The sequence below is a fragment of the Micromonospora sp. NBC_01412 genome (genome assembly GCF_045040215.1).
Lineage (GTDB): Bacteria > Actinomycetota > Actinomycetes > Mycobacteriales > Micromonosporaceae > Micromonospora > Micromonospora rubida.
Window position 1 is genome coordinate 6,649,700 of the sequence record NZ_CP109528.1, and the last position, 25,315, is coordinate 6,675,014.

The window sequence follows — 25,315 nt, forward strand, 5'->3', positions numbered from 1 at the left end:
GGCCACCCGGGGCGGCCCCGGGCCGGTGGTCGCTCACGTCGCAGCGGCCAGGGTCGCGGCCACCCCGTGCCGGTGCAGGGCGGCCAGCCAGGCGGTGACGTCGGCCCGCACCTCGTCGTCGTCGGCCAACTCGGCGGGGAAGACCTCGCGCAGCCCGAACAGGGCGTCGACCACCCCGGCCGGGGTGCCGCCGGCGGTGGCCAGCGCGCCCCGGATCCGGTCGGCGAGCGGGTCGACCAGCGGCAGCGCGCCGCCGTCGTCGGCGTGCCCGCAGGCGAACCGCGCCCACGCGGCCACCACCAGCGCGGACCAGCGCGCCGGACGGCCGGCCGCACGCAGGTCGGCGATGGTGTGCAGGATCCGCTGGGGCAGCTTCTGTGAGCCGTCCATGGCCACCTGGAGGGTGCGGTGCCGGATCGCCGGGTTGGCGAAGCGGCCCAGCACCTCGTCGCCGTACTCGACCACGGACACCCCGGCCGGCGGGGCGAAGCTGACCGCCACCTCCTCGGCGACGAGGCGGCGCAGCGCCCCGGTCAGGCCGGGGATCCCCAGCGCGTCGGCGACGGTCTCCCGACCGGCGAGGGCGCCCAGGTAGGCGGTGGCCGAGTGCAGGCCGTTGAGGCCGCGCAGCTTCAGCCGCTCCCACGGCCCGGCGTCGTCGGTGAGCACCGCTCCGGCCCGGTCCCACGCCGGCCGGCCGCCGGGGAAGGCGTCCTCGATCACCCACTGGGTGTACGGCTCGGCGTCCACCGCCGCCAGGTCGGCGAAGCCCAGCGCGTGCCGGGCCACGGCGAGGGTGTCCGCCGTGCTGGCCGGCACGATCCGGTCCACCATGGTCCCGGGGAAGGTGACGTTCGCGGCCACCCAGCCGAGCACCCGCTCCGACGCGCCGGAGCGGGCCAGCGCCTGCTCGACCAGGCCGCGCAGCCGGACCCCGTTCGACGGCAGGTTGTCGCAGCTGACCAGCGCGATCGGCCCGGCGTCGGCCGCCGCCCGGGCGGTCAGCCCGCGTACCAGCAGGCCGGGCACCGTGCCGGGCGGCCCGTCGCCGGCCAGGTCGGCGGCGAGCGCCGGGTCCGGGCGCAGCCGGCCGGTGACCGGGTCGAGCTGGTACGCCTTCTCCGTCACGGTCAGCGTGACCACCCGGATCGCCGGGTCGGCGAGCAGCGCCACGATCCCTGCCGGGTCGCTCGCGGCGTGCCGGACCCCGGCCAGCGACCCGATCACCCGGGTGCTGCCGCCGGTGGCGGCCCTGGTGGTCACGCTGAACAGGTTGTCCTGCGCGGCGAGCGTCTTGACCAGTTCGGTGCTGCGTGGGGCGACCCCGACGATGCCCCAGTCGCCGCCCGCCGCGCCGATCGCGGCCTCGGTGTAGACGGCCTGGTGGGCGCGGTGGAACGCGCCCAGGCCGAGGTGCACGATCCCGGCGGGCACGGTGCCGGGGCGCAGCAGCGGGCGGCTCGCCTCGGGCAGCCGGCGCAGCGCGGCCAGCCCGAGCCGGGACGCCCCCAGGGTCACCGCCATACCGGGCCGTCCGGGAAGCGGAACTCCGCGACCGACTCGGGGCGCATCGTCGAGCTGTAGCCGGGCGCCTCGGGCAGCAGGTACCGGCCGCCCCGGGTGCGCACCGGGTCGACGAAGTGCTCGTGCAGGTGGTCGACGTACTCGACCATCCGGCCGTCGAGGCTGGCGCCGACGCGCAGGAAGTCGAAGATCGCCAGGTGCTGCACGTACTCGCACAGGCCGACGCCGCCGGAGTGCGGGCAGATCGGCACCCCGAACTTCGCCGCCATGACGATCTCGGAGAGCACCTCGTTGACCCCGCCGACCCGGCAGGCGTCGATCTGCATCACGCCGATCGCCTCGGCCTGGAGCAGCTGCTTGAAGACCACCCGGTTGGCGGCCACCTCGCCGGTGGCCACCCGGCACCGCCCGCCGGTCAGCTCGGTCACCGCGCGGGCGATCCGGGCGTGGCCGAGGATGTCGTCGGCGTGCGTCGGCTCCTCGATCCAGTACGGGTCCACCTCGGCCAGCGCCGTCATGTTGGCGATCGCCTCGTCGACGTCCCACACCTGGTTGGCGTCCATCATCAGCAGCGCGTCGGAACCGATCTCCGCGCGGATGATCCGGGCGCGGCGCAGGTCGTCGGCGGGCGGGCCGCCGACCTTCATCTTCATCGCCCGCCAGCCCTGCGCGTACGCCTCGCGGGTCAGCGCCCGGACCTTGTCGTCGGGGTAGCCCAGCCAACCCACGGAGGTGGTGTACGACGGGAACCCGTCGCGCGCCAGCAGGGCGAGCCGGTCGGTCATCCCGTCGCGGCCCTTGTCCAGGATGGTGGCCGCCTCGCCGGGGGTGAGCGCGTCGGTGATGTGGTGGAAGTCGATGCTGGCCACCAGGTCCTCGGTGGGCAGCTCGGCCAGGAACCGCCACATCGGCTTGCCGGCGAGCTTGGCCCGCAGGTCCCACACGGCGTTGACCAGCGCACCGGTCGCCATGTGGATGACGCCCTTCTCCGGGCCCAGCCAGCGCAGCTGGACGTCGGCGGTCAGCGAGCGCCAGAACGCCACCGGCTCGGCGACGATCTCCTCGACCGTCCTGCCCCGGACGTGGTGGGCCAGGGCGCGCACGGCCGCGCAGGTGATCTCGTTGCCCCGGCCGTTGGTGAAGGTGAACCCGGCGCCCACCGGCCCGGCGTCGGTGCCCAGCTCGACGTACGTCGCCGAGTAGTCGCCCCGGTTGATCGCGTCCGAGCCGTCGCCGGCCGCCGCGGTCGGGAAGCGCACGTCGTGCACGTCCACGGAAGTGATGGTGACGCTCACAGCTTCTCCCCGATCTTGAAGACCCTTTTGGGCAGGCGGTACGCGAGGTCGACGATGGTCTCGGCGGCCTCGTCCTCGGTCAGCCGGTGCTCGGCGACCAGCCGGGCGAGGAAGCCGGCGTCGACCCGGCGGGCCACGTCGTGGCGCACCGGGATGGAGCAGAACGCCCGGGTGTCGTCGACGAACCCGGCCGTGTTGTAGAACCCGGCGGTCTCGGTGACCGCCTCCCGGAACCGGCGCAGCACCTCGGGGGAGTCCAGGAACCACCAGGGCGCGCCGAGGTACAGGGCCGCGTAGCCGCCCGCGAGGGGGGCCAACTCCCGGGTGAAGGTGTACTCGTCGAGGGTGTAGACCACCACCCGCAGCCGGGGGTCGTTGCCGTACGCGTCCAGCAGCGGGGTGAGCGCGTGCAGGTACTCGGTGGCCTGGGGGATGTCACCGCCGACGTCGCGGCCGTGCCGGGCGTACAGCCAGCGGTTGTGGTTGCGCACCGAGCCGGGGTGCAGCTGCATCACCAGGCCGTCGTCGATCGACATCCGGGCGAACTCCAGCAGCATGTGCGCCCGGAACGCCTCCGCGTCGGCGGCGTCGGCCGCCCCGCGCCGGCCCCGCTCGTACAGCGCCGCCGCCTCCGACCCGCTCAGGTGCAGGGTGCGGGCGGTCGGGTGGCCGTGGTCGGAAGAGGTGGCGCCGGCCGCGATGAACGCCTCCCGGCGCCGCCGCAGGGCGGCCAGGAACCCGGCGTACGTGCCGGTGTCTTCGCCGGAGACCTCGCCGAGCCGCTCGACGTTGTCGGCCCAGTTGTCGAACTCCATGTCGACGACGTTGTCCGGCCGGAACGTGGTGACCACCTTGCCGCCGGGGCCGCCCCAGCCGTCGGCGGCGAGCTTGGCGTGCTGGGCCAGGTCGTCCAGGGGCGACTCGGTGGTGGCGAGCACCTCGATGCGGAACCGGTCGAACAGCGCCCGGGGCCGGAACTCGGGCTCGGCGAGCCGGGCCGCGACCTCGTCGTACACGGCGTCGGCGGTGGCCGGGGAGAGCGGGGTGTCCACCCCGAAGACCTCGGTGAGGGTCCGCTCCAGCCACAGCCGCGACGGGGTGCCCCGGAACAGGTGCCAGCCGTCGACGAAGCGCCGCCAGATCGTCCGCCCGTCGGTCTCCACGGTGCTGCCGTCCACCGTCGGGACGCCCAGCTCCGCCGGGGGCACGCCCTGGCTGAGCAGCATCCGGGTCAGGTAGTGGTCGGGCACGATGATCAGCCGGGACGGGTCCGGGAAGGGCCGGTCCTCGGCCAGCAGGGCCGGGTCGACGTGCCCGTGCGGCGAGATGATCGGCTGCTCGGCCGCCAGCGCGTAGAGCTGCCGGGACAGCGCGCGCAGGCCCGGGTCGGCGGGCAGGAGCAGGTCGGGTCGGGAGGTGGTCGGCACGTCGGACGGCTCCTCGGGTGCGGTCGGTCGAACAGGGGGCGGACCGGCCGGGCCGCCCGGCCCGGTGGGGTGGCCGCGGCGGCGCGCTCCGGGCGCGGTCGGTCAGGGCAGGGGGAGCAGGTCGGCGACCCGGACGGCCTGCCCGGTCTCGAAGGACCGGTTGGCGGCCAGGCCGGTGAGCAGGGCCAGGGCCCCGTCGCGGGCGCTGGCGGCCCGGTGCAGCGGGTCCGCCGCGCCGCCGAAGAGCACCTTCGTCATCCGGGCGTCCGCCCCGCCGTGGCCCTGCCGGGTGTACCCCTCGACCTCGACCCGTCGCGGCGGCGACCAGAACGGGCGCAGGGTGAGGGTGGCCGAGCCGCCCTCGGCGGCGGCCTCGTCGCCGTGCAGCGCCGCGCCCTTGAGCGCCCCGGCGGCCCCGGGGCTGACGAAGTCGCTCTCCACGACCTCCAACTCGACGCGGCCCCGGCTGCCGTTGACCATCACCCGGTAGCCCTCCCAGGGGGCGTAGGCGGTGAGGTGGTACGTCATGGTCGCGCCGGAGGAGTAGCGGGCCAGCACCGCCATGTCGTCCTCGATGGTGACGCCGGGGGCGAACACGTTCTGGTCGCGGTGGTAGCCGTCCTCGGCCTCGGCGTCGAGGTAGAGCTCACGCAGCCGAGGGTGCTCGGCCATCCGCAGGGCGAACGGGTCGCCGGCGGCGTCCGGGGCGTCGTGTGCCCGGTCGTAGTCCCGGGCGTAGCCGTGCCGGCGGCCGGCGTCGCCGTAGAAGAACAGCCGGCCGGCGGCGTAGACCTCGACCGGGGTGGCGTCGAGCCACCAGTTGACCAGGTCGAAGTGGTGGCTGGCCTTGTGCACCATCAGCCCGCCGGAGTTGGCCTTGTCCCGGTGCCAGCGCCGGAAGTAGTCCGCGCCGTGCCGCACGTCGAGCAGCCACTCGAAGTGCACCGACCCGATCTCGCCCACCGTCCCGCCGGCCAGCAGCCGGCGCAGCTGCTCGTGCAGCGGGTTGTAGCGGTAGTTGAAGGCGACCGTGACCTGCCGGCCGGTCTCGGCGACCGCGTCCAGGATCCGCCGGCAGCGTGGCGCGTCGACGGTCATCGGCTTCTCCGACACCACGTCGCAGCCGGCGCGCAGGGCGGCCACGATGTACTCGTCGTGGGTGGCGTCGACCGTGGTGACCAGCACGGTGTCGACGCGCTCCTTGTCCAGCATCGCGGCGAACTCGCCGGCCCGGTACGTCGGCACGGCCCGGTGGCCCAGCTCGGCCAGCCAGCGGTTGTGCGCGTCCATCCGGGACTGGTTGACGTCGGCGAACGCGACCAGTTCGGCGGTGTCGGGATGGTCCCGGACCAGGGCCCGGACGAACATCTCGGCCCGGGCGCCGGTGCCGACCACCGCGTGACGTGTCCGTTCACCGGATCTCGAAGACATCGCGTCGCCTCCCGGGTGAGACTGCAAAGGTTTGCAGTGAAGAAACCACGATCGATCGCGATGAGTCAACGACGTCAACAAAATCCGTGCGGCTTGTCCGTCTTTGGCGGCTTAACGGGGCATGGAGGGTGACCTCTCGAAACCTGGCTGTCACGTGGGAGCGTTGACAGTGGAGCAACCGTTTGCATTAATTGTCGACACCCACGTGACCGCAGCCACACTGGACGAAGGGGCCGCCGTGCCAGTCACCATCAGGGACGTCGCGCGGGCCTCGGGCGTGCACATCTCCACGGTCTCCCGCACGTTCTCCGCGCCGCACCTGGTCAACCCGGAGACCCGGGTCCGGGTGCTGGCCTGCGCGGAGGACCTGGGCTATCGGCCCAACCGCGCCGCGCGGGCCCTGATCACCGGCCGCACCCACAACATCGGCCTGATCATCGCCGACATCGCCAACCCGTTCTTCCCGCCGCTGATCAAGGCGGCGGAGGGGCAGGCCCGGCAGCGCGACTACCACGTCTTCGTCGCCGACACCAACGAGGACCCGGTGGCCGAGGAGGAGCTGGTCCACGCCCTGGCCAAGCAGGTCGACGGGGTGCTGCTGTGCAGCCCCCGGATGAGCAACAGCCTCATCGAGCAGCTCAGCCGCGAGGTCCCGCTGGTGGTGATAAACCGGCAGGTCACCGGCCTGCCCTGCGTGATGATGGACGTCGGGCAGGGGGCCCGCTCCGCGATCGAGCACCTGGTCGGCCTCGGCCACACCGGGATCGCCCTGCTCGGCGGGCCGCGTGGCTCGTGGACCAACCGGGAGATCCGCCGCTCGGCCGCCGCCGCGGCGCGGGCCGGCGGCGCGGAACTGACCGTGCTCGGGCCCAACCCGCCCACCGAGCACGGCGGCGGCGCGCTGGCCGAACAGGTCCAGCGGGCCGGCGTCACCGCCGTGCTCGCCTACAACGACCTGATGGCGATCGGGCTGATCGAGGGGCTCGACGCCCTCGGGGTCCGGGTGCCGCAGGACATCAGCGTCGTCGGCATCGACGACATCGCCCTGAGCCGGCTCACCCGGCCCAAGTTGACGACGGTGGCCACGCCTACCGCGGCCGCCGGCCGGACGGCCGTCGACATGCTGCTGCAACAGGACACCGATGCGCCGCGGGGACCGCGGGGCGCCGGTCGGGGCACGGCAGCCGGCGCCCGTCGCACCAACGCACAGGTAATGCTCCAGACCGAGCTGGTCATCCGCGACTCCACCGGAGGAGTTCCGTCGTCCGGTAGCCCCGGTGCCGAACGTGTCGGCCCGGGCCCGCATCGCCTTGCGGACCCGGGCCGCCCGACTGCGGCCACCGGTGGCGTCGTCGCCTCCTAACGCCAAGGAGTGAGCGCACATGCACCCCGCCACGCCCCCCACCGCCGGCGCACCCGCCGGGCGTTCCCACCGTACCCCCCGCCGTCGGCTGCTGCGCGGGCTCGCCGCCCTGGTGGTCGCCGCGCCGCTGGTCCTGGGCGCCGCCGCCTGCGGCGGCGACGAGGCCAGTGACGACCCCAACGCCCCCGTCAAGCTCTCCATCTTCTGGTGGGGCGGCGAGGCCCGGGCGAAGCTGACCGAGGACGCCCTCGCCCTCTACACCAGGAAGCACCCGAACGTCACGTTCGAGAAGACCTGGCAGGCCAACCAGGGCTACTTCGACAAGCTGGCCACCCTCACCGCCGGCGGCAACCCGCCGGACATCTTCCAGATCGACGACAACTTCCTCGCCGAGTACGCGTCCCGCAACACCACGCTCGACCTGACCAGCTACCAGGGCTCCGGCAAGCTCGACGTGTCGAAGTTCCCCAAGAGCCTGTGGCAGTACGGCGTGGTCGACGGCAAGCTCGCCGGGCTGGCCGCCGGGGAGAACACCCAGGGCCTGGTCTACAACAAGACCCTGCTGACCAAGAACGGCCTCCCGGAGCCGACCACCGGCATGACCTGGGAGGAGCACATCGCCTGGGCCGAGCAGGTCGCGAAGAAGACCAAGGTCCCCGGCACCCAGGACCCGAGCGCCGACTACAAGGCGTTCTGGGTCTGGCTGCGCCAGCAGGGCAAGGACCTGTACGAGGGCAAGGAACTCGGCTTCACCGTCGAGGACGTGACCCGGTGGTTCGAGCTGTGGAAGGGCGCGCGGGACCGGGGCGCGACTCCGACCTCGGACGTGATCCACGAGGGCAACGCCACCGACATCACCAAGCAGCTCGTGGTCACCGGCAAGGCCGGCACGTCCTGGGTCTGGGTCAACCAGATGCCGGAGCTGAAGAAGAACACGAAGGACGAGCTGGGCGTCGTCGCCTACCCGGGTGACCCCAGCGCCCAGTGGGCCCGCGCCTCGATGTACTGGTCCGTGTTCAAGGGCAGCAAGCACAAGGACATCGCGGTCGACGTGCTGAACTTCCTGGCCAACGACCAGGAGGCGGTCAAGCTCCTCGGCACCGACCGGGGCCTGCCGTCGAACCAGGACCTGCGCCGGCTCGTCAGCGAGGGCGCCACCGACCCGGCGATGAAGCAGTCCATCGCGGTGGAGGCCGAGCTGGCCCAGAGGTTCGGCGAGTCGCCGCAGGTGCCGATCAAGGGCCACAGCAAGGTCCGCGCAGAACTGATCAAGGCGGCGGAGAACGCCCAGTACGGCCGGGCCACCCCGGCCGAGGCGGCGGCCCAGTTCCTCGCCGCCTGCAAGTCCGCCATCGTCTGAGCCGCCGCACACGCTCGGAAAGGAGCGGCTCGTGGCACTGACCACGGCGCCCGACCCGACCCGACGCGGCACCGGATCCGCCCGCGCCCACGCCCCCCGGGACGTGGCCGGGCGGATCCGGCACAGCGAAGGTCTGGCGGGGTACGTCTTCCTCTCGCCCTGGCTCATCGGACTGATGGCCATCACGGCGATTCCCATGCTCCTGTCGCTCTACCTGAGCTTCACCGACTACGACATCCTCACCCCCTTCTCGGAGGTCGAGTGGGTGGGGTTCGCCAACTACGAGCGGATGTTCACCAACGACCCCTCGTACTGGCACGCGGTCCGGGTGACGCTGACCTTCGCCCTGGTGGCGGTGCCGCTGAAGCTGGCCGCCGCGCTGGGGGTGGCGCTGCTGCTCAACCGGGCGTGGCGCGGGGTCGGGCTGTTCCGCAGCCTGTTCTACCTGCCGTCGCTGCTCGGCGGCAGCGTCGCCCTGGCCATCGTCTGGGTGAACATGTTCAACCGCGACGGCGCGTTCAACTCGGTGTTGGCCCTGTTCGGCATCGAGGGCAAGCCCTGGGTCAACGACCCGGACTGGGCCTTGGAGACCCTGATGGTGCTCGCCATCTGGCAGTTCGGCGCCCCGATGGTGATCTTCCTGGCCGGGCTCAAGCAGGTGCCGACGGAGCTGTACGAGGCCGCCTCGGTCGACGGGGCCGGCAAGTGGCGGCAGTTCCGCGCCGTCACCCTGCCGATGCTCTCCCCGGTCATCTTCTTCAACCTGGTGCTGGAGACCATCAACGGCTTTCAGGGCTTTACCGCGGCCTTCGTGCTCAGCAACGGCACGGGCGGCCCGGTCGACTCCACCCTCATGTACACGCTGAACCTCTACATCAAGGGCTTCACCGATCTGGAGATGGGCTACGCCTCGGCGATGGCCTGGGTCTTCCTGCTCGCCATCGGGCTCATCACGGCCATCTTCTTCAGCACCGGACGGTTCTGGGTGCACTACTCCGACGGGGAGGACCGGTGACGGCTACCGCAAGCCCGGTGGTGACCCGGCCGCGCCGCCCGCGTTCCGGCGGCGGGCAGGCCGTGCGCCTGGTCGTCCTGATCGCGATCGTGGTGGTCGTGCTCTACCCGCTGTTCTGGATGATCGGCACCTCGGTCAAGGGCCAGGAGGAGATCGTCAGCAACACCGGCCTGCTGCCGAGGGAGTTCACCCCCGGCAACTACGCCGACGGGTGGGCCAACTTCGACCTCAGCTTCGGCCGGTTCTTCCTCAACAGCGCCATGGTCAGCCTGCTGACCGTGGTCGGCAACGCGGTCTCCTGCCTGCTCGCCGCGTACGCCTTCGCCCGGCTGAGGTTCCGGCTGCGCGGGATGTGGTTCGCCGTCATGATCGGCACCCTGCTGCTGCCCGGGCACGTGCTGATCGTGCCGCAGTACATCCTGTTCCGCACGCTCGGACTGGTCGGCGGCGAGTGGCCCTACCTGCCGCTGCTGATCCCGCAGTTCCTGGCGACCGAGGCGTTCTTCGTCTTCCTGATGGTGCAGTTCATGCGGGGCATCCCGCGCGAGCTGGACGAGGCGGCGAAGATCGACGGGGCCAGCGCGTTCGGTATCTTCCGGCACGTCATCCTGCCGCTGAGCCGACCCGCCCTGGTCACCACCGCGATCTTCTCGTTCATCTGGACCTGGAACGACTTCTTCCGGCAGCTCGTCTTCCTGTCCAGCCTGGAGGACTACACCGTGCCGGTGGCGCTAACCCTGTTCATCGACTCGACCAGCCAGAGCGCGGTCGGCCCGATGTTCGCCATGTCGGTGCTGTCGCTGCTGCCGGTGTTCCTGTTCTTCCTCGCCTTCCAGCGGATGCTCGTCGAGGGCATCAACACCAGCGGAATCAAGGGGTGACGCCGTGACGCGGGACAGACCGGCCCGCCGGGACTGGCGGGACGTGGTCCGGGACGCCGCCGACCTGGCGCTGGTCGGGTTCCTGCTGGTGGCGGGCGCGCTGCCGGTGCTGACCGCCGGCGCCGCGCTCGCCGCCGCCAGCGCCGCCGTGCACGACCGGGTGACCGACGGTGGCTGGCCGAACCTGCGGACCACGCTGCGCCGGTACGTCCGGGCGCTGCCGGCCGGCGTGCCGGTGACCCTGGCCGGGCTGGCCGGCGCGGTCCTGCTCGGGGCCGACCTGGCGGCGCTGGCCACCGGCCGGGTCCCCGGCGGGGCACCCGCCCTGCTGGTCACCGGCGTGGTCACGGCGGCCCTGGCCGGGTACGCCGGGCTGGTCGTCGTCGAGGTCGGGCGGGCCGGCGGGCGGGGCTGGCGGCCCGCGGCCCGCACCGCAGCCCGCTCCTGCGTCGCCCGCCCGGCCGGCTGGGCGGCGGCCAGCGGAGTGTGCTGCCTGGCCGGGCTCCTCGCCGCGCTGGTCATCCCGGTCGCGCTGCCGATCCTCGCCGGGTACGCCCTGGCCGCACTGCACGCGGTCGCCCGCCGCCCGGCCGTCGCCGTGGAGCCGTCGTGACCGACCACGCCCCCCGCACCCGGGTCGACGGGGCCGCCCCCCGGCTCGACCCCCGCACCCGGTCCGACCCCCGCACTCAGGCCGTCCCCGCAGACCGGCCCGGCCGCCGGACCGGCGACTCCGGCGACGATCCCCGACTGCTGGTCGGCGGCGTCGAGGTGGCCCGATACGTCCTCGCCCCGGACCTCGACGCGAGGCACGGCCCCCGGCCCTACCTGCACCCGGTGCGCACCCTCGCCGGCACGGTCGTCACCGACGCGCTGCCGGAGGACCATGTGTGGCACCTCGGCGCGTCCCTGGCCGCGCAGGACGTCGCCGGCACCAACCTGTGGGGCGGGCGCACCTACGTGCGCGACACCGGTTACACCTGGCGCGACGACCACGGTCGGATCGTCCACACCGGTTGGATCGAGCGGGCCGACGACGTACTGGAACACCGGCTCCAGTGGCGCGATCCGGCCGGCGGGGTGTTGCTCACCGAGCACCGCCGGCTCGCCGCCGTGCCCGTGCCCGACGCCCCCGGGGCGTGGCGGCTGGACCTGCGGTACGCGCTGACCGCCCCCGCCGACCGGGACGTCCCCCTCGGCAGCCCGGCCACCAACGGCCGCCCCGGCGGCGCCGGGTACGGCGGGTTTTTCTGGCGGGCCGTCGCCGCCGAGCCGCCCCGTACTTTCACGGCGTGGGCCGACGGAGAGGAGTCCGTCAACGGCTCCGGCGCGCCGTGGGTGGCGCTGGCCGGCACCGGGCCGGGGGGCGGCGCGTACACCCTGGTCTTCACCGGGCTCGGGCCGGGCGACCGGTGGTTCGTCCGGACGGCGATGTACCCGGGGGTCTGCGTGGCCTTCGCGTTCGAGTCCCCGGCCGTGGTCCCGGCCGGGACCAGCCGGCCTGGCCGGCACACCGTCACCGTCGCGGACGGGATCCTCGACCGCGCCGCGACCGCCGCCCTCGCCGCCGCCGCGGACGCGGCGGGCCCGGCGGCCCTCGGGGAGCTGGTGGCCCCTGGCGAGCTGGCGGCTCCGGGTGAGCCGACGGCCCAGGGCGCACCGGCGGGGCGGGCATGACCGGCCCGGAGGCGGTCACCGTCGGCGAGACGATGGTGGTGCTGTCGCCGGTCGACGCGGCGCTGGAACACGCCGACCGGGTCCGGCTCGGCGTCGGCGGGGCGGAGTCCAACGTGGCGGTCGGCCTGGCCGGCCTCGGCCACCGCGTCGCCTGGGTGAGCCGGGTCGGCGACGACCCGTTCGGCCGGATGGTGGCCCGCGAGGTCGCCGACGCGGGCGTCGACGTCGACCTGGTCGCCGTCGACCCGGCCGCCCCGACCGGCGTCTACTTCAAGGACCCCCGGCCGGACGCCACCGGCGTGCACTACTACCGGGCCGGCTCGGCCGCGTCCCGGCTGGGCCCGGAGGCGCTGGACGACCCCCGGCTGGCCGGCGCGCGGCTGCTGCACCTGTCCGGGGTGACCCCGGCGCTGTCGGAGTCCTGCCGGGCGCTGGTCTCCCACGCGGTCGACGGCCGGCCGCTCGGCGACGCGCTGGTCAGCTTCGACGTCAACCACCGGCCCCGGCTCTGGCCGGCCGACCGGGCCGCCGACCTGCTGCGCGACCTCGCCGACCGGGCCGACGTGGTGTTCGTCGGCCTGGACGAGGCCGAGCGGCTGTGGGGGAGCACCGACCCGCAGGCCGTGCGCCGCCTGCTGCCCCACCCGCAGGTGGTGGTGGTGAAGGACGGTGCCGTCGGCGCCACCGCTTTGCCGCGTGCCGGGCCGGGGGTGTTCGTGCCGGCGCTGCGGGCGCCGGTGGTCGAGCCGGTCGGCGCCGGGGACGCGTTCGCCGCCGGTTACCTCTCCGGCCTGCTGCGCGGGCTCGGCCCGACCGCCGCGCTGCGCTGTGGCCACCTCGTCGCGGTCCGGGCCCTCGCGGTGCCCGGGGACTGCGCGCCGTCGCCGGACCGGCGGGACCTCGACGCCGCCGTCGCGCTGCCCCCCGACCGCTGGGCGGCGCTCGACCTGGTCGCGGCGGGCCTCGTCGACCCGGCCCCGGCCGACGGCGGGAGCGCAGTCCCGGCTGCGGCCGGTGCGGTAGCCGGAGGGCTCGACGCGGTAGCCGTGGGGGCCGGCGCGGCCGGCTCCGGAACAGCGGGGGCCGGCGTCGCCGGCTCGGCAGTCGTGGAGACCGGCTGGGCCGGCACCGAGAACGGAAGGAGCGGCCGGTGATGGCGCACGACTTCGGCCCGATCTTCGACGGCGCGCGGGTCATGGTGATCCTGCGAGACCTGCCGCCGCAGGAGACTGTCCGGCTGGCGAACCGGGCCTGGGATCTCGGCATCGACGTGGTGGAGGTGCCGGTGCGTACCCCCGAGGCGATGGACGCGCTGCGCGTCGCCGTGGAGGCCGGCCGGGACCGGGACCGGATCGTCGGCGCGGGCACCGTGTTCGACCCGGCACAGGTGCGGCAGGCGGCCGGCGCGGGGGCCGCGTTCACCGTCGCGCCCGGGCTCGACCTCGCGGTGGCCGACGCCGCGCTCAGCCACGGGATTCCCCACCTGCCGGGGGTGGCCACGCCGACCGAGGCCCAGCGGGCCCGCGACCACGGGCTGGTCTGGCTCAAGGCGTTTCCGGCGGTCAGCCTCGGGCCGCAGTGGTTCAGGGCGGTCGCCGGGCCCCTGCCCGAGCTGCGTTTCGTCGCCACCGGCGGGATCGACGCGGGCAACGCGGCCGGCTTCCTGGCCGCCGGGGTCAGGGTGGTGGCCGTCGGGTCCGCGCTCTCCGACCCCGCCCAGATCGACCGCCTCGCCGAGCTGGCCCGGGGCGGCGGGGAGACCGTTGTCCGCCCCGGCTGACCTGGGCTCAGTCGGGGGCGGGGCCGGAGCTGCCCCGGCGGACCAGCTCCGCCGGCAGCGTCTCGACGCGGGGCTGGCCGCCGGCCGGGTCGAGGGCCAGGGTCATCGCCCGGACGCCCAGCTCGACCAGGGGCAGCCGCACCGTGGTCAGCGCCGGGGTGACGTCGCCGGCGATCGGCATGTCGTCGAAGCCGAGGACGGAGACGTCCCGGGGCACCCGGACGCCGCGCGAGCGCAGCAGGGCGAGCGCGCCGACGGCCATCGAGTCGTTGAGCGCCACCAGCGCGGTGAGGCCGGGGGTCGCCTCCAGCAGCTCGGCCGTGGCCCGGGCCCCGCCGTCGCGGTCGAAGTCGGCGTAGCGGATCCGCTCCTCGGGCAGCTCCACGCCCTCCCCGGCGAGCCCCCGGCGCAGCCCCGTGAGCCGGTCGGTGATGGTGGTCAGGATCCGGGGGCCGGCGACCACCCCGATCTCCCGGTGCCCGAGGCGCAGCAGCTCCCGGCCGATCAGCTCGCCGCCGGCGTCGTTGGCCGGCATCACCGCATCGCCGAAGTGGTCGTGCCGGCCGATCACCGCGACCCGCCCGCCCGTCGCCTCGTACGCGGCCAGCTTCTCGTTGAGCAGGGTGGTGAACGCGGCGTCGTGGTAGCCGGAACCGGCCAGCACGATGGCGGCGACCTGCTGGCCGCGCAGCAGCTCGACGTACTCCAGCTCGCGGATCGGGTCGCGGTAGCTGTTGCAGATGATCAGCAGCCGGCCCCGCTCGATGGCCACCCGTTGCAGCCCCCGGGTCACCTCGGCGAAGTACGGGTCCGAGACGTCGTGCACGACGACGCCGACCACGCTGCGCTGCGGCCGGGCCAGCAACTGGGCGTGCGCGTTCGGCACGTACCGCAGGTCGGCGACGGCGCGCAGCACGCGTTCGCGCAGCTCCTCGGCGACCGGCTTGCTGCTGCCGTTGATCACCCGCGACGCCGTCGCGGGGGAGACCCCCGCCCGTCGCGCGACATCGGCCAGCGTCGCCATCCGCCGCCCCCTGGTGGTCCTCCCGGGCGGTCCCGCCCCGCACGGTCGCGGACAGGTTACCGCAGCGGCACCGAAAGCCCTTGCCCCGCGATGCGGCCGGCCCCTACGCTCTCAGGAAAGCGCTTGCCTGGCGTGTCGGTGACCCCTGCCCTCCAGCCGGGCGCCGGCCCGAGGAGAGGGAAGAGAACATGCGCAGGCCGATCGGCATCATCGTCAACGGCGTCACCGGCCGGATGGGCTACCGCCAGCACCTCGTCCGTTCGCTGCTCGCCATCCGGGAGCAGGGCGGGGTGCCGCTGGCGGACGGCACCCGGATCTGGCCCGAGCTGTTCCTCGTCGGCCGCAACGAGAACCGGCTGCGCGACATCGCCGAGCGGCACGGGCTGACCGACTGGACCACCGACCTGACCGCCGCGCTCGCCCGCGACGACATCGAGATCTACTTCGACGCCCAGCTCACCCAGCAGCGGGAGAAGGCCGTCCGCCAGGCGATCGACGCCGGCAAGCACATCTACACCGAGAAGCCCCTCGCGGAGGACAGCGCCGCCGCGGTGGAGCTGGCCCGGGCAGCCGAGGCGGCGAACGTGCGTACCGGCGTGGTGCAGGACAAGCTCTTCCTGCCCGGCCTGCGCAAGCTCAAGCGGCTGATCGACGGCGGCTTCTTCGGCCGCATCCTCTCCGTGCGCGGCGAGTTCGGCTACTGGGTCTTCGAGGGCGACTGGCAGCCCGCCCAGCGCCCGTCCTGGAACTACCGGGCCGAGGACGGCGGCGGGATCGTGATGGACATGTTCCCGCACTGGCACTACGTGCTGGAGGAGCTGTTCGCCCCGGTCCGCGCGGTCTCCTGCGTCACCGCCACACACATCCCGCGCCGCGTCGACGAGGCCGGGCGGCCCTACCCGGCCACCGCCGACGACGCCGCGTACGGCATCTTCGAGCTCGACGGCGGGATCATCGCCCAGCTCAACTCCTCCTGGACCGTCCGGGTCAACCGGGACGAGCTGGTCGAGTTCCAGGTGGACGGCACCGAGGGCAGCGCGGTCGCCGGGCTGCGCAACTGCCGCGTCCAGCACCGGTCGGTCACCCCGAAGCCGGTCTGGAACCCGGACCTGCCCTCCGGCGAGGACTTCCGCTCGCAGTGGACCGAGGTGCCGGACAACGACGAGTTCGACAACGGGTTCAAGGTGCAGTGGGAGGCGTTCCTGCGGCACGTGGTGGCCGGCGAGCCGTTTCCGTGGGACTTCCTGGCCGGCGCCCGCGGCGTGCAGCTCGCCGAGCTGGGCCTGCGCTCCGCCCGCGAGCACCGCCGCGTCGAGATCCCGGAGCTGGGCCGGTGAGCACCGAGGTCACCCTCCCCGACGGCACCCGGCACCGGCTCTCCGGCGCCGGCGGCTTCGCCCGCCCCGACGCCCCGGCCACCTCCCGCATCGCGTACGCCGCCGCGCACGTGGTCGCCGACCCGCGCGCCGAGAACATTCCCGGCGCCCCGGCCGCCGTCGACTGGGAACGCACCCTGGCGTTCCGCCGCCACCTGTGGTCGTACGGGCTCGGCGTGGCCGAGGCGATGGACACCGCGCAGCGCGGCATGGGGCTGGACCCCCCGGCCACCCGGGAGCTGATCCGACGCAGCGCCGCCGAGGCCCGCGCGTGCGGCGGTCGGATCGTCGCCGGGGTCGCCACCGACCAGCTCCCCGTCGGCCCGGCGAGCATCGAGCGGATTCGCGACGCGTACACCGAGCAGCTCACCGAGGTCCTGGCCGCCGGCGTCCGGCCGGTGCTGATGTGCAGCCGGCACCTGGCCGCCGCCGCCCGCGGCCCGGAGGACTACCAGCGGGTGTACGCCCACCTGCTGGCCGCCACCGACCAGCCGGTGGTGCTGCACTGGCTCGGCGACATGTTCGACCCGGCGCTGACTGGCTACTGGGGCTCGGCCGACCTGGACCTCGCCGCCGACGTGGTGCTGGACCTGATCAAAGACCATGCCGAGAAGGTGGACGGGATCAAGGTGTCGCTGCTCGACGCCGACCGGGAGGTGGCCCTGCGCCGCCGGCTGCCCGCCGGGGTGCGCCTCTACACCGGCGACGACTTCCACTACCCGGAGCTGATCCGCGGCGACGCGGCCGGCCACTCCGACGCCCTGCTCGGCGTGTTCGCCGCGATCGCCCCGGCCGCCGCCGCCGCGCTGGCCGTCCTCGACCGGGGCGACCTCGCCGCGTACGACGAGATCCTCGCCCCCACGGTGCCGCTGGCCCGGCACCTGTTCGCGGCGCCGACCTGGCACTACAAGACCGGCATCGTCTTCCTGGCCTGGCTGACCGGCCACCAGGACCACTTCACCATGGTCGGCGGCCAGCAGGCCGGCCGGTCACCGGCCCACCTGGCCCGGCTGCTCACCCTCGCCGACGCCGCCGGGCTGCTGCCCGACGCGGAGCTGGCCGCCACCCGCGCCCGGGCGTACCTCGCCGTCGCCGGGGTGGCCCAGTGACCGCCGTCGAGGAGCCGGCGGTGGCCGCCCCCGCCGCAGGCCGGCTGGCCCGGTTCTCGTTCAACCAGGCCACCGCCACCGGATGGGGGCTGGCGGAGCTGGTCGCCGGCTGCGTGGCCGCCGGGGTCCCGGGCGTCGGGCTGTGGCGGGAGCCGGTGCGCGAGTACGGGCTGGCCAGGGCCGCCCGGCTGGTCCGCGACGCCGGGCTGAGGGTCACCTCGCTGTGCCGGGGAGGGTTCTTCACCGCCGACGGCTGGCGTGACGAGAACCTGCGGGCGATCGAGGAGGCCGCCACCCTCGGCACCGCCGAGCTGGCGCTCGTCTCCGGCGGGCTGCCGGCCGGCAGCCGGGACGTCGACGGGGCCCGGGAGCGGGTCGCCGACGCCATCGGCGAGCTGGCCCCGCACGCCGCCGCGGCCGGGGTGCGGCTGGCGATCGAGCCGCTGCACCCGATGTTCTGCGCCGACCGGTGCGTCATCGCCACCCTGGGCCAGGCCCTCGACATCGCCGAACGGTTCGACCCGGGCACCGTCGGGGTGGTCGTCGACACGTACCACCTGTGGTGGGACGACACCGTGTACCGGCAGATCGCCCGGGCGGGGGACCGGATCGCCGCGTTCCAGGTGGCGGACTGGGTCACGCCGCTGCCCGAGGGCGTGCTGCTCGGGCGGGCCCTGCCGGGGGAGGGCTGCATCGACCTGCGCCGGTTCCGGGACGCCGTCGACGACTCCGGCTACCGGGGCGCGATCGAGGTGGAGGTCTTCCACGCCGACCTGTGGTCCCGGCCCGGCCCCGACATCCTCGCCGCCGCGATCACGGCCTACCTGACCCACGTCGGCTGACCCACCCCGGCCCCCGCCCCTGGCCCGGCGGCCGGGCCCGCCGGGGAGCACCATGGTGGGGCGGTGCGACGGCGGAGGAGGCGGCGATGGCGCGGTGGGGCTGGTTGCGGGAGGCCGCCGGCAGGGTCCGGCAGGGCTGGCTGCCGGTGGTGGAGGGCACCGTGGCGGCCACCGTCGCCTGGGTGCTGGCCACCCGCCTGGTCGGGCACCCGCAGCCGTTCTTCGCCCCGGCCGCCGCGCTGATCGTCCTCGGGCAGGCCCGGGGGCAGCGGATGCGCCGGGCGGTGGAGGTGGTGCTCGGCGTCGCCGCCGGGGTGCTCGTCGCCGACGTGGTGGTGCAGGCCCTCGGGCCGCACACCAGCTGGACGGTCTTCACGGTCATCCTGCTGACCATCGTCCTGGCCGTGGCGATCGGCGCGAGCAGCGTCTCCGTGGTGCAGGCCGCCGTGTCGGCCCTCTACCTGGTGGTGGTCGCCCCGCCCACCGAGTCGCTGGTCCCGTTCCGGTTCGTCGACGCGCTGATCGGTGGGGCGGTGGCCCTCGTCGCCAGCCAGCTCGTCGACGCCCGGCACCCGCTCGCCCCGTTGGTCGCCGAGTTCCGGCAGACCTTCGAGGACCTCGCCGGGCTGCTGCGCGAGGTCGCCGACGCGTTGGACGAGCGCGACCCCACCGCAGCCCTGGCCGCCCTCGACCGGGCCCGGGGGATGGACGCCGCCGTGGAGCGGCTGCGCACGGGGGTCCTCGCCGCCGGCGAGGCGGTGACCCTGCACGTACGCCGTCGCCGGCACCTGGGCCGGCTGCGCTCGGTCGACGTGTCCATCGGGCAGATCGACTACGCGGTGCGTAACGTGCGGGTCCTGGCCCGGGCCGGGGTGACCCTGACCCGGCAGCCCACCCCCGTCCCGCCCGGTCTGGGGGTCGCCATCCGCTCGCTGGCCGACGCGATGCACGCCGCCGGGGAGGCGTTCGCCGCCGACCTGGACGGCCGGGACGCCGTCGCCGACGAGCACGCCGCCCGCGCCGAGGCCGTCGCGCTGGAGGCGGTCCGGGGCGCCGGCCGGCTGTTCACCGCCGGTCAGACCCTGCCGCTGGCGATGATCGTCGGCTCGGTGCGGGCCACCGCCATCGACCTGCTGCGCGGGGTCGGGGTGGACGACGACGCGACCGTCCTCGGGCGGGTCGACGAAGCGCTCGGCCTGCCGGCGCTGTGACCCGGCCGGCGTGGGCGCGGGTGGTGGTCGGGTCGGCGCGGGCGGTCAGGCCGGGCCGGGCGCGGGGGCGGCGAGCCAGTCCGCCGCGCGGCGGCGCAGCTCCGTCGGCACCTCGTGCCCGCCGGCGAACTCCGCGTAGTCGACCGGGTAGCCGAGCGAGCGCAGCCGGGGCACCAGCCGGCGGCTGCACACGTCCACCGGCAGCACCCGGTCGGCGGCGCCGTGCGAGACGAACACCCGCGGCCGACCGTGGGTGACCAGGGGCGCGGCGAACCCGGGGGAGAAGGCCAGCACCGCGTGGACCAGGTCGCCGTTGGTCAGGCCCAGCGACAGCGCGTACGAGGCGCCGTCGGAGAAGCCGCCGAACGCCACGTCGGCGACCGGGTGGGCGGACAGGACGGTCTCCAGCAGCTCGTCGATCCGGCGCACGTCCGGCCCGAAGCCCGCGGTGATCAGGTCCCACGTCGAGGCGGTTGCCTGCGGCGCGACGAGCAGCAGGTGATGCGTGTCGGCCAGCGGCAGCAGCAGGTCCAGGCCCTGCCGGGCCGAGCCGCCCGCACCGTGCAGCAGCAGCACCAACCGGTACGGCTGCTCGTCGGCGTCGTCCGGGGCGTACACCAGGGCCCGGGGTTCGCCCCCGGGGCCGGTCACCGGCGTCAGTCCCCGCCGGGCCAGGCCGGTCGGTGGGGCCGGGCGGGCGGCCAGCCGGCCGTGCCGGTGGTCCTGCGCCGGCTCCCGGTGTGGCGGCGCGGGCTCGGTCACGTCGTCCTCACCGCCTCGCGTCGGTCGTCGCCGGGGCCGGGATACCCGGTCCGCCGCCGGTTAACCGGTCCGGATCCCGGTAAGGGGTGGGGCCAGTAGGCGGTGCTGTCGCCCCGGGGTGTCCAATGTTCGGGCGACGTACCCCCCGGAGAGGAAACCACCCCGTGAGCAGCACCGCCGACGCCCCGACCGCCGGCCCGGGCAGCGCGCCTCCCGGCGTACCACGCGCGGTCCTGGCCGCCCGCAACGGCGTCGCGGCCGTGTTCGCCCTCAACGGCCTCGCGGTCGCCTCCTGGTTCTCCCGGGTGCCGGCGGTCCGCGAGGCGCTGGGCCTCAGCGCCGGGCAGCTCGGGCTGCTGCTGCTCGCCATGTCCGTGGGCGCGCTGCTGGCGATGCCGACCGCCGGGCTGGTCACCCAGCGCCTCGGCGCGACCCGCACGGTGGCGGTCAGCGTCCTGCTGGTGGCGGCCGGCATGACGGTGGCCGGGATGTCCGCCGGGTTCGCCGGGTTCCTGCCCGGCGTCGCCGTCGGCCTGTTCCTGTTCGGCTACGGCTCCGGCACCTGCGACGTGGCGATGAACATCGAGGGGACGGCCGTCGAACGGCGGCTGGGCCGGACGATCCTGCCCCGGTTCCACGCCGCGTGGAGCCTCGGCTCGGTGGCCGGCGCGGGGCTCGGCGCGGCGGCGGCCCGGGCCGGGGTGCCGGTCGCCGCGCACCTGACCGTGCTGGCGGCGGTCGTGCTCGCCGGCACGCTGCTCGGGGCCCGGTCCTTCCTGGCGGCCGGCGGGGCCGACCCGGGGTCCGCCCGCGACGCCGCCGCCGCGCGCCGAGGCTCGCTGCTCGCCGCCTGGCGGGAGCCGCGCACCCTGCTCATCGGCCTGTTTGTGCTGGTGATGGCGTTCACCGAGGGCAGCGCCAACGACTGGCTCGCGGTGGCGTTCGTCGACGGGTACGGGCTGAGCGAGGCCGCCGGCGCCGCCGTCTTCGGCGTCTTCGTGGTCGGCATGACCGTCGGCCGCACCGCCGGCACGGTGGCGCTCGACCGTTGGGGCCGGGTGCCGGTGCTGCTCGGCACGATCCTGTGCGCCGGGGTCGGCGCCACCCTCGCCGTGCTGGCCGGCTCCGGGCCGGTCGCGATCGCCGGGGTCGCGCTGTGGGGGCTCGGCGCGTCGCTCGGCTTCCCGGTGGGGCTGAGCGCCGCCGCGGACGACGAGGACCGGGCGCCGGCCCGGGTCAGCGTCGTCGGGGTGATCGGCTACTCCGCGTTCCTCGGGGGTCCGCCGCTGCTGGGCCTGCTCGGCGACCAGGTGGGCACGTTGCGCGCCCTGATCGTGGTGCCGCTCCTGCTGCTGCCAGCCCTCGCCCTGGTCCCGGTGATCCGGCCGCTGGCCGGCTCCCGGCCCACCCGCTGACCCACCCCGCTCGGCGCCCCGGGGGTGCCGAGCGAACGCCGGGCCGCCGTCCCCGCCGCCGGAGGTCGCCGGGTCCGCCGGGCCGCCGCCGGGCCGCCGACGCCGGTCACCGGGCGAGCGTACGGCCCGCCGGCCCGTGGTCAGGTTCCTCTCACCCCGCGTCCAGCCGGCTGCCAGGCGGGGGTGCTCCACTGGTGGGACGCCGAGGAGAGGAGCCGGGCATGGGCTGGTTCAGCCGCCGACAGCGCGCCGTCGACGGGGTCCCGACGAAACTCGACCGGGAGGCGACGCCCGACGACCTCGCCGCCCTGGAGGCGTTCGTGGCCAGTCGCCGGGGTGTGGAGTTCTACCTCGAGCCGGAGACCACCGCGACCGACACCACGGTGGTGGCGATCGCCCACGACGGGGAGTGGATCCGGCGGCGGACCGGTTCGCCCCGGGCCGCCGCGAAGATCGCCCAACGGCACGCGGTGCCCCTGTACGAGGCCGCCCGCACCGGGTACCCGGAGCGGATGCGGGCCTGGAACCGGGCGCACCCCGAGCGCCGGGTGCGCTGACCCCGGGCAGGCGGCGTCGCCCCCACGAAACACCGGGACCGGGTCATCCGTTCGGCGCGTGGGTCATCCGCTCAGCGCACGGGTCACCGCGTAGCCGAGCGACGCCGCGGCCAGCCCGGCGGCCACGCTGGTCAGCGCGTTGGCCAGGGCGGTCCACGGGGACTTGTCGCGGGCCAGCCGCAGCGTCTCGTAGCCGAAGGTCGAGTAGGTGGTGAGCGCACCGCAGAAGCCGGTGCCGAGCAGCGCGGCGACGTCCGGCCCGACCGGCGCGGCGACCAGGGCGCCGAGCAGCAGCGAGCCGAGCACGTTCACGGTCAGGGTGCCCCACGGGAACGACGAGCCGTGCCGGGACTGCACGGCCCGGTCGGTGAGGTAGCGCAGCGGCGCCCCGACGGCCGCGCCGAGGGCGATCAGCAGGACCGTCACCGGGCCTCCCGATTCTCGTCGGCCCGGCCGGTCGGGGCCGGCCCACCCGCCTCCCGGGAACCGCCCGCCCCCGGCCGGCCGCCGCCCGCCGCTGCCGGGGCGGCGCGGGCCGCGCGGTGCAGGAACCGGCCGGCGGCGGCGTCGCCGAGCCACACCGCGACCAGCGCCCCCACCAGGGTGGCGACCAGGTACGCCAGTGCGGTGCCGGCCGCCCCGGCGGCCACCGCCAGCCGCACGTCTACCGCGTACGTGGAGAAGGTGGTGAACCCGCCCAGCACGCCGACGCCGAGGAAGGGCCGGGTGAGCGGCCGGGTCCGCCCGGCGGCGACCACCGCCATCAGCGCCCCGATCAGCAGGCATCCGGTCACGTTGACGGCGAACGTCGCCCACGGGAAGCCGGTGGGCCGGTGCGGGAAGGCGGTCTGGAGCCCCGCGCGGGCCAGCGCGCCGAGCACGCCGCCCGCCGCGATCACGCCGAGCACCGCCGCCGGGCGCGCCCGCAGTTCGCCCCGGTCCCCGGGTACGCGCAGGTCGACGTCGGGATCGACCCGGCGCGGGTCCGCTCCGGTCACCTCGCCCTCCCACCAGCACGTCCGCCGCCGGCGGGAACCCTCCGGCGCGCGTCCTGACGGGTGCCCGGCGGCGGCCCCTCGTGGCTTCGCCGGGACGAGCCTATCGTCGGCGGGCCCACCGGCCGCCGCGACGCAGGTGGCGCGTCCGGTCAGCGGACGGCGGCCACCGCCGCGTCGGCGCCGCCCCGCCACAACGTGCCGACCTCGGCGAAGCCGGCGGCGGTCAGCGTGTCGAGGTGCCAGGAGACCGGGGGGTTCCACTCGGGGCTGTGCCCGGTCGGGTAGATCTCGTGGCGCCGCGCGACCAGTGGGCCGAGCACCGGGTCCGCGCCGGCCCGCTGCCACCAGTCGGGCCAGGACAGGGCCGCCCCGGCGGCGTACCGGGCGGCCCGGCGCTCGCGGGCCCGGGCGGTCAGCCTGTCGGTCAGCCCCGGCAGCGCGTCGTCGGGCATCCGGTCGGCGTTGACGAAGAGCCCGCCCGGACGCAGCAGGTCCCGGATCTCTCCGTAGAGGTCGGTGAGCCGGTCGGCCGGCAGCCAGTGCAGGGCGGTGGCGGTGAGCACCGCGTCGAAGTCGCGGTGCGGCAGCCGGTCGGGCCAGTCGGGGCGGCTCAGGTCGGCGACCAGCACCCTCGCCCGGTCGCGCAGCGACGCGCCGGCCAGGGCCAGCAGCGCCGGGTCGAGGTCGACCAGGGTCACCTCGGCCCGGGGGAAACGGGCCAGCGCCCGCAGGGAGATGGTGCCGGTGCCCCCGGCGAGGTCGAGCAGGCGGGGCGCGTCCCCGTCGGTGATCGCGTCGACGGCGTCGAGCATGGCCGCGAGGCGTTCCTCCCGGTCCGGCAGGAACGCCTCCTGCTGCCGGTCCCAGCTTTCCTGAAAGGCCGTCGCCGTGCCGGCGAGCCGGTCCGCAGCCTCGACAATGTAAGGAGTCATATCGAGCAGGCTAGTTACGCCACCGATGCAAGTCCAGACCTTGTTGCAAACTATTGGCATTTGCTGGACGATGGCATTGCGATGATCGCCGGGTGGCCGGCGTGGGTGTCCCGGGCGGTGGCGGTTCCATCCCCGCCCGGGACGTCGCCCCCGTCGCCCCCGTCCCGCCCGTCCCGCCGGGCCGGCAGTCGGAATTTCTCCGGCGCGCTGCTGCGCGAGCGGCGGCTCGACCCCGAGAGCCCGTGACCCACGTCGCTCCCGCCGCTGGTTGACCTCAACGCCGCTTCATCTCCGAGCCTGGTTGGTAAGGGCGAGTCACACGGAGGTACGGCATGAGAGTGATCGAGGTGACCCGGTTCGGTGGACCGGAGGTGCTGGCGCTGACCGAGGTGCCGGACCCGTCGCCGGGCCCGGGCGAGGCGGTGGTCGAGGTGGCCTACGCGAACGTGCTGTGGATCGACACGGCGATCCGCGCGGGCCGGGCCGGGGCGTGGTTCCCGGACCGGCCTCCGTACCGGCCCGGCTCGGGGGTGGCCGGGACGGTCGCCACGGTGGGTGCCGGCGTCGATCCCGCCTGGGTCGGCCGGCGGGTGGTCACGCGGACCGGGCCGGGGGGCGGTTACCTGGACCGGGCCCTGGTGCCGGTCGACGACCTCTTCGCCGTGCCCCCGACGGTGTCGCTGCGAGACGCCGCCGCCCTGTTGACCGACGGACTCACCGCGTTCGCCGTGCTCGACCTGGTCGGCGGCGTCCGGGCCGGCGAGCGGGTGCTGATCACCGCAGCCGCCGGGGGAGCGGGGGCGGTGCTGCTCCAGGCGGCACACGCCGCAGGCGCCCGGGTGGTCGGCGCGGCGCGCGGCGCGACCAAGCGGGACGCGCTGCGCCGGCTCGGCGCCGAGGAGATCGTGGACTACGCGGCCCCGGACTGGACCGATCGGGTACGCACCGTACTCGGCGGCGTCGACATCCTCCTCGACGGCGCCGGCGGGGCGTACGGCCGGGCCGCGTTCGACCTGGTCGTGCCCGGCGGCCGGACGTGCGCGTACGGCGCTCCGGCCGGTGGCTTCGCCGTGCCGGACCCCGCGTCGGCCCGTGACCGGGGCGTGGCGGTCACCGGCATCGGGGACCTGCGGGCCCTCACGGCGCAGGCCCGACGGCGCCACCTGCTGGCGGCGCTGGACGCCGTCGCGGCCGGCCGGGTGACGCCGCTGGTGGGGCAGACGTTCCCGCTGGACCGCGCCGCCGACGCGCATCGGGCCATCGAGGACCGGGAGACGGTCGGCAAGACGTTGCTTTCCGTCTGACCCGGACGGACCGCGGCCGGCCGGGGACCGAC

At 75.2% G+C, this 25,315-nt stretch carries 24 protein-coding genes; 15 read left to right on the plus strand and 9 right to left on the minus strand.

Going from position 1 to position 25,315, the window contains the following annotated elements; all coding sequences use genetic code 11:
* Positions 1–33: 33 nt before the first annotated feature.
* The 4 genes from OG617_RS29020 to OG617_RS29035 all read right to left on the minus strand — a co-directional run bounded on the left by OG617_RS29020 (position 34) and on the right by OG617_RS29035 (position 5,677).
* On the minus strand, positions 34–1,524 hold the full coding sequence (locus tag OG617_RS29020) for a mannitol dehydrogenase family protein (RefSeq protein ID WP_405096101.1): 1,491 nt from the start codon (positions 1,522–1,524) through the stop codon (positions 34–36).
* Positions 1,515–2,819: an enolase C-terminal domain-like protein gene (locus tag OG617_RS29025; RefSeq protein ID WP_405096102.1), complete on the minus strand. Its 1,305-nt coding sequence runs from the start codon at positions 2,817–2,819 to the stop codon at positions 1,515–1,517. Before OG617_RS29025 ends, OG617_RS29020 begins: the two co-directional genes overlap by 10 nt.
* The gene (gene uxaC / locus OG617_RS29030) at positions 2,816–4,246 is read right to left on the minus strand and encodes a glucuronate isomerase (RefSeq protein ID WP_405096103.1); all 1,431 of its coding nucleotides are present in this window, start codon (positions 4,244–4,246) and stop codon (positions 2,816–2,818) included. The genes OG617_RS29025 and uxaC overlap by 4 nt, the downstream gene beginning before the upstream one ends.
* Positions 4,247–4,348: 102 nt before the next feature.
* Positions 4,349–5,677: a Gfo/Idh/MocA family protein gene (locus tag OG617_RS29035; protein WP_405096104.1), complete on the minus strand. Its 1,329-nt coding sequence runs from the start codon at positions 5,675–5,677 to the stop codon at positions 4,349–4,351.
* Positions 5,678–5,915: 238 nt separating this feature from the next.
* Here OG617_RS29035 and OG617_RS29040 point away from each other — a divergent pair, with 238 nt between their 5' ends.
* The 8 genes from OG617_RS29040 (at position 5,916) to OG617_RS29075 (ending at position 13,753) form a co-directional block, all read left to right on the plus strand.
* Positions 5,916–7,040, plus strand: coding sequence for a LacI family DNA-binding transcriptional regulator (locus tag OG617_RS29040; protein WP_405103994.1), 1,125 nt, complete (start codon positions 5,916–5,918; stop codon positions 7,038–7,040).
* A gap of 19 nt (positions 7,041–7,059) precedes the next feature.
* Positions 7,060–8,400: an ABC transporter substrate-binding protein gene (locus tag OG617_RS29045; RefSeq protein ID WP_405096105.1), complete on the plus strand. Its 1,341-nt coding sequence runs from the start codon at positions 7,060–7,062 to the stop codon at positions 8,398–8,400.
* A gap of 31 nt (positions 8,401–8,431) precedes the next feature.
* The gene (locus OG617_RS29050; protein ID WP_405096106.1) at positions 8,432–9,415 is read left to right on the plus strand and encodes a carbohydrate ABC transporter permease; all 984 of its coding nucleotides are present in this window, start codon (positions 8,432–8,434) and stop codon (positions 9,413–9,415) included.
* Positions 9,416–9,534: 119 nt separating this feature from the next.
* Positions 9,535–10,296, plus strand: a complete 762-nt coding sequence (locus OG617_RS29055) for a carbohydrate ABC transporter permease (protein ID WP_405103995.1) — start codon at positions 9,535–9,537, stop codon at positions 10,294–10,296.
* Positions 10,297–10,300: 4 nt separating this feature from the next.
* A complete protein-coding gene (locus OG617_RS29060; protein ID WP_405096107.1) occupies positions 10,301–10,909 on the plus strand; it encodes a hypothetical protein in 609 nt (202 codons plus the stop codon).
* The gene (locus OG617_RS29065) at positions 10,906–11,973 is read left to right on the plus strand and encodes a PmoA family protein (RefSeq protein ID WP_405096108.1); all 1,068 of its coding nucleotides are present in this window, start codon (positions 10,906–10,908) and stop codon (positions 11,971–11,973) included. Before OG617_RS29060 ends, OG617_RS29065 begins: the two co-directional genes overlap by 4 nt.
* Positions 11,970–13,127 (plus strand): sugar kinase, encoded by a 1,158-nt coding sequence (locus tag OG617_RS29070; protein WP_405096109.1) that lies wholly within the window; start codon positions 11,970–11,972, stop codon positions 13,125–13,127. Before OG617_RS29065 ends, OG617_RS29070 begins: the two co-directional genes overlap by 4 nt.
* Positions 13,127–13,753: a bifunctional 4-hydroxy-2-oxoglutarate aldolase/2-dehydro-3-deoxy-phosphogluconate aldolase gene (locus tag OG617_RS29075; protein WP_405096110.1), complete on the plus strand. Its 627-nt coding sequence runs from the start codon at positions 13,127–13,129 to the stop codon at positions 13,751–13,753. The genes OG617_RS29070 and OG617_RS29075 overlap by 1 nt, the downstream gene beginning before the upstream one ends.
* A 7-nt stretch (positions 13,754–13,760) precedes the next feature.
* Here OG617_RS29075 and OG617_RS29080 read toward each other — a convergent pair whose 3' ends face one another.
* The gene (locus OG617_RS29080; protein WP_405096111.1) at positions 13,761–14,777 is read right to left on the minus strand and encodes a LacI family DNA-binding transcriptional regulator; all 1,017 of its coding nucleotides are present in this window, start codon (positions 14,775–14,777) and stop codon (positions 13,761–13,763) included.
* 188 nt (positions 14,778–14,965) lie between these two features.
* Here OG617_RS29080 and OG617_RS29085 point away from each other — a divergent pair, with 188 nt between their 5' ends.
* The 4 genes from OG617_RS29085 (at position 14,966) to OG617_RS29100 (ending at position 19,315) form a co-directional block, all read left to right on the plus strand.
* Positions 14,966–16,114, plus strand: a complete 1,149-nt coding sequence (locus tag OG617_RS29085) for a Gfo/Idh/MocA family protein (protein ID WP_405096112.1) — start codon at positions 14,966–14,968, stop codon at positions 16,112–16,114.
* Positions 16,111–17,262 carry a dihydrodipicolinate synthase family protein gene (locus tag OG617_RS29090; protein ID WP_405096113.1) on the plus strand — a complete coding sequence of 384 codons (1,152 nt, stop codon included), beginning with the start codon at positions 16,111–16,113 and terminating at the stop codon, positions 17,260–17,262. Before OG617_RS29085 ends, OG617_RS29090 begins: the two co-directional genes overlap by 4 nt.
* A complete protein-coding gene (locus OG617_RS29095) occupies positions 17,259–18,104 on the plus strand; it encodes a sugar phosphate isomerase/epimerase family protein (RefSeq protein ID WP_405096114.1) in 846 nt (281 codons plus the stop codon). The genes OG617_RS29090 and OG617_RS29095 overlap by 4 nt, the downstream gene beginning before the upstream one ends.
* Positions 18,105–18,190: 86 nt before the next feature.
* The gene (locus tag OG617_RS29100; RefSeq protein ID WP_405096115.1) at positions 18,191–19,315 is read left to right on the plus strand and encodes an FUSC family protein; all 1,125 of its coding nucleotides are present in this window, start codon (positions 18,191–18,193) and stop codon (positions 19,313–19,315) included.
* A 45-nt stretch (positions 19,316–19,360) separates the two neighbouring features.
* Here OG617_RS29100 and OG617_RS29105 read toward each other — a convergent pair whose 3' ends face one another.
* A complete protein-coding gene (locus OG617_RS29105; RefSeq protein ID WP_405096116.1) occupies positions 19,361–20,077 on the minus strand; it encodes an alpha/beta hydrolase in 717 nt (238 codons plus the stop codon).
* 164 nt (positions 20,078–20,241) lie between these two features.
* Between OG617_RS29105 and OG617_RS29110 the strand changes: the two genes are divergently transcribed.
* Positions 20,242–21,492: an MFS transporter gene (locus OG617_RS29110; RefSeq protein WP_405096117.1), complete on the plus strand. Its 1,251-nt coding sequence runs from the start codon at positions 20,242–20,244 to the stop codon at positions 21,490–21,492.
* A gap of 221 nt (positions 21,493–21,713) precedes the next feature.
* On the plus strand, positions 21,714–22,049 hold the full coding sequence (locus OG617_RS29115) for a hypothetical protein (protein WP_405096118.1): 336 nt from the start codon (positions 21,714–21,716) through the stop codon (positions 22,047–22,049).
* Between the two features lie 63 nt (positions 22,050–22,112).
* On the opposite strand, the gene crcB is transcribed toward OG617_RS29115, so the two are convergent.
* The 3 genes from crcB to OG617_RS29130 all read right to left on the minus strand — a co-directional run bounded on the left by crcB (position 22,113) and on the right by OG617_RS29130 (position 23,979).
* Positions 22,113–22,475, minus strand: a complete 363-nt coding sequence (gene crcB / locus OG617_RS29120; RefSeq protein ID WP_396678797.1) for a fluoride efflux transporter CrcB — start codon at positions 22,473–22,475, stop codon at positions 22,113–22,115.
* Positions 22,472–23,047, minus strand: coding sequence for a FluC/FEX family fluoride channel (locus OG617_RS29125; protein ID WP_405096119.1), 576 nt, complete (start codon positions 23,045–23,047; stop codon positions 22,472–22,474). Before OG617_RS29125 ends, crcB begins: the two co-directional genes overlap by 4 nt.
* Before the next feature lie 149 nt (positions 23,048–23,196).
* Positions 23,197–23,979, minus strand: a complete 783-nt coding sequence (locus OG617_RS29130; RefSeq protein ID WP_405096120.1) for a class I SAM-dependent methyltransferase — start codon at positions 23,977–23,979, stop codon at positions 23,197–23,199.
* A gap of 332 nt (positions 23,980–24,311) precedes the next feature.
* On the opposite strand from OG617_RS29130, the gene OG617_RS29135 reads away from it, so the two are divergent.
* Positions 24,312–25,283, plus strand: a complete 972-nt coding sequence (locus OG617_RS29135; protein WP_405096121.1) for a zinc-binding dehydrogenase — start codon at positions 24,312–24,314, stop codon at positions 25,281–25,283.
* The last annotated feature ends 32 nt before the right edge of the window (positions 25,284–25,315 follow it).

Excerpts from the sequence above, each read along its gene's own strand:
- OG617_RS29085 (WP_405096112.1), top strand. The coding sequence starts at position 14,966 with ATGCGCAGGCCGATCGGCATCATCGTCAACGGCGTCACCGGCCGGATG.
- OG617_RS29035 (WP_405096104.1), bottom strand. The coding sequence starts at position 5,677 with ATGTCTTCGAGATCCGGTGAACGGACACGTCACGCGGTGGTCGGCACC.
- OG617_RS29080 (WP_405096111.1), bottom strand. The coding sequence starts at position 14,777 with ATGGCGACGCTGGCCGATGTCGCGCGACGGGCGGGGGTCTCCCCCGCG.
- OG617_RS29020 (WP_405096101.1), bottom strand. The coding sequence starts at position 1,524 with ATGGCGGTGACCCTGGGGGCGTCCCGGCTCGGGCTGGCCGCGCTGCGC.
- OG617_RS29055 (WP_405103995.1), top strand. The coding sequence starts at position 9,535 with ATGATCGGCACCTCGGTCAAGGGCCAGGAGGAGATCGTCAGCAACACC.
- OG617_RS29130 (WP_405096120.1), bottom strand. The coding sequence starts at position 23,979 with ATGACTCCTTACATTGTCGAGGCTGCGGACCGGCTCGCCGGCACGGCG.
- OG617_RS29070 (WP_405096109.1), top strand. The coding sequence starts at position 11,970 with ATGACCGGCCCGGAGGCGGTCACCGTCGGCGAGACGATGGTGGTGCTG.
- OG617_RS29075 (WP_405096110.1), top strand. The coding sequence starts at position 13,127 with ATGGCGCACGACTTCGGCCCGATCTTCGACGGCGCGCGGGTCATGGTG.
- OG617_RS29045 (WP_405096105.1), top strand. The coding sequence starts at position 7,060 with ATGCACCCCGCCACGCCCCCCACCGCCGGCGCACCCGCCGGGCGTTCC.
- OG617_RS29115 (WP_405096118.1), top strand. The coding sequence starts at position 21,714 with ATGGGCTGGTTCAGCCGCCGACAGCGCGCCGTCGACGGGGTCCCGACG.
- OG617_RS29100 (WP_405096115.1), top strand. The coding sequence starts at position 18,191 with ATGGCGCGGTGGGGCTGGTTGCGGGAGGCCGCCGGCAGGGTCCGGCAG.
- OG617_RS29135 (WP_405096121.1), top strand. The coding sequence starts at position 24,312 with ATGAGAGTGATCGAGGTGACCCGGTTCGGTGGACCGGAGGTGCTGGCG.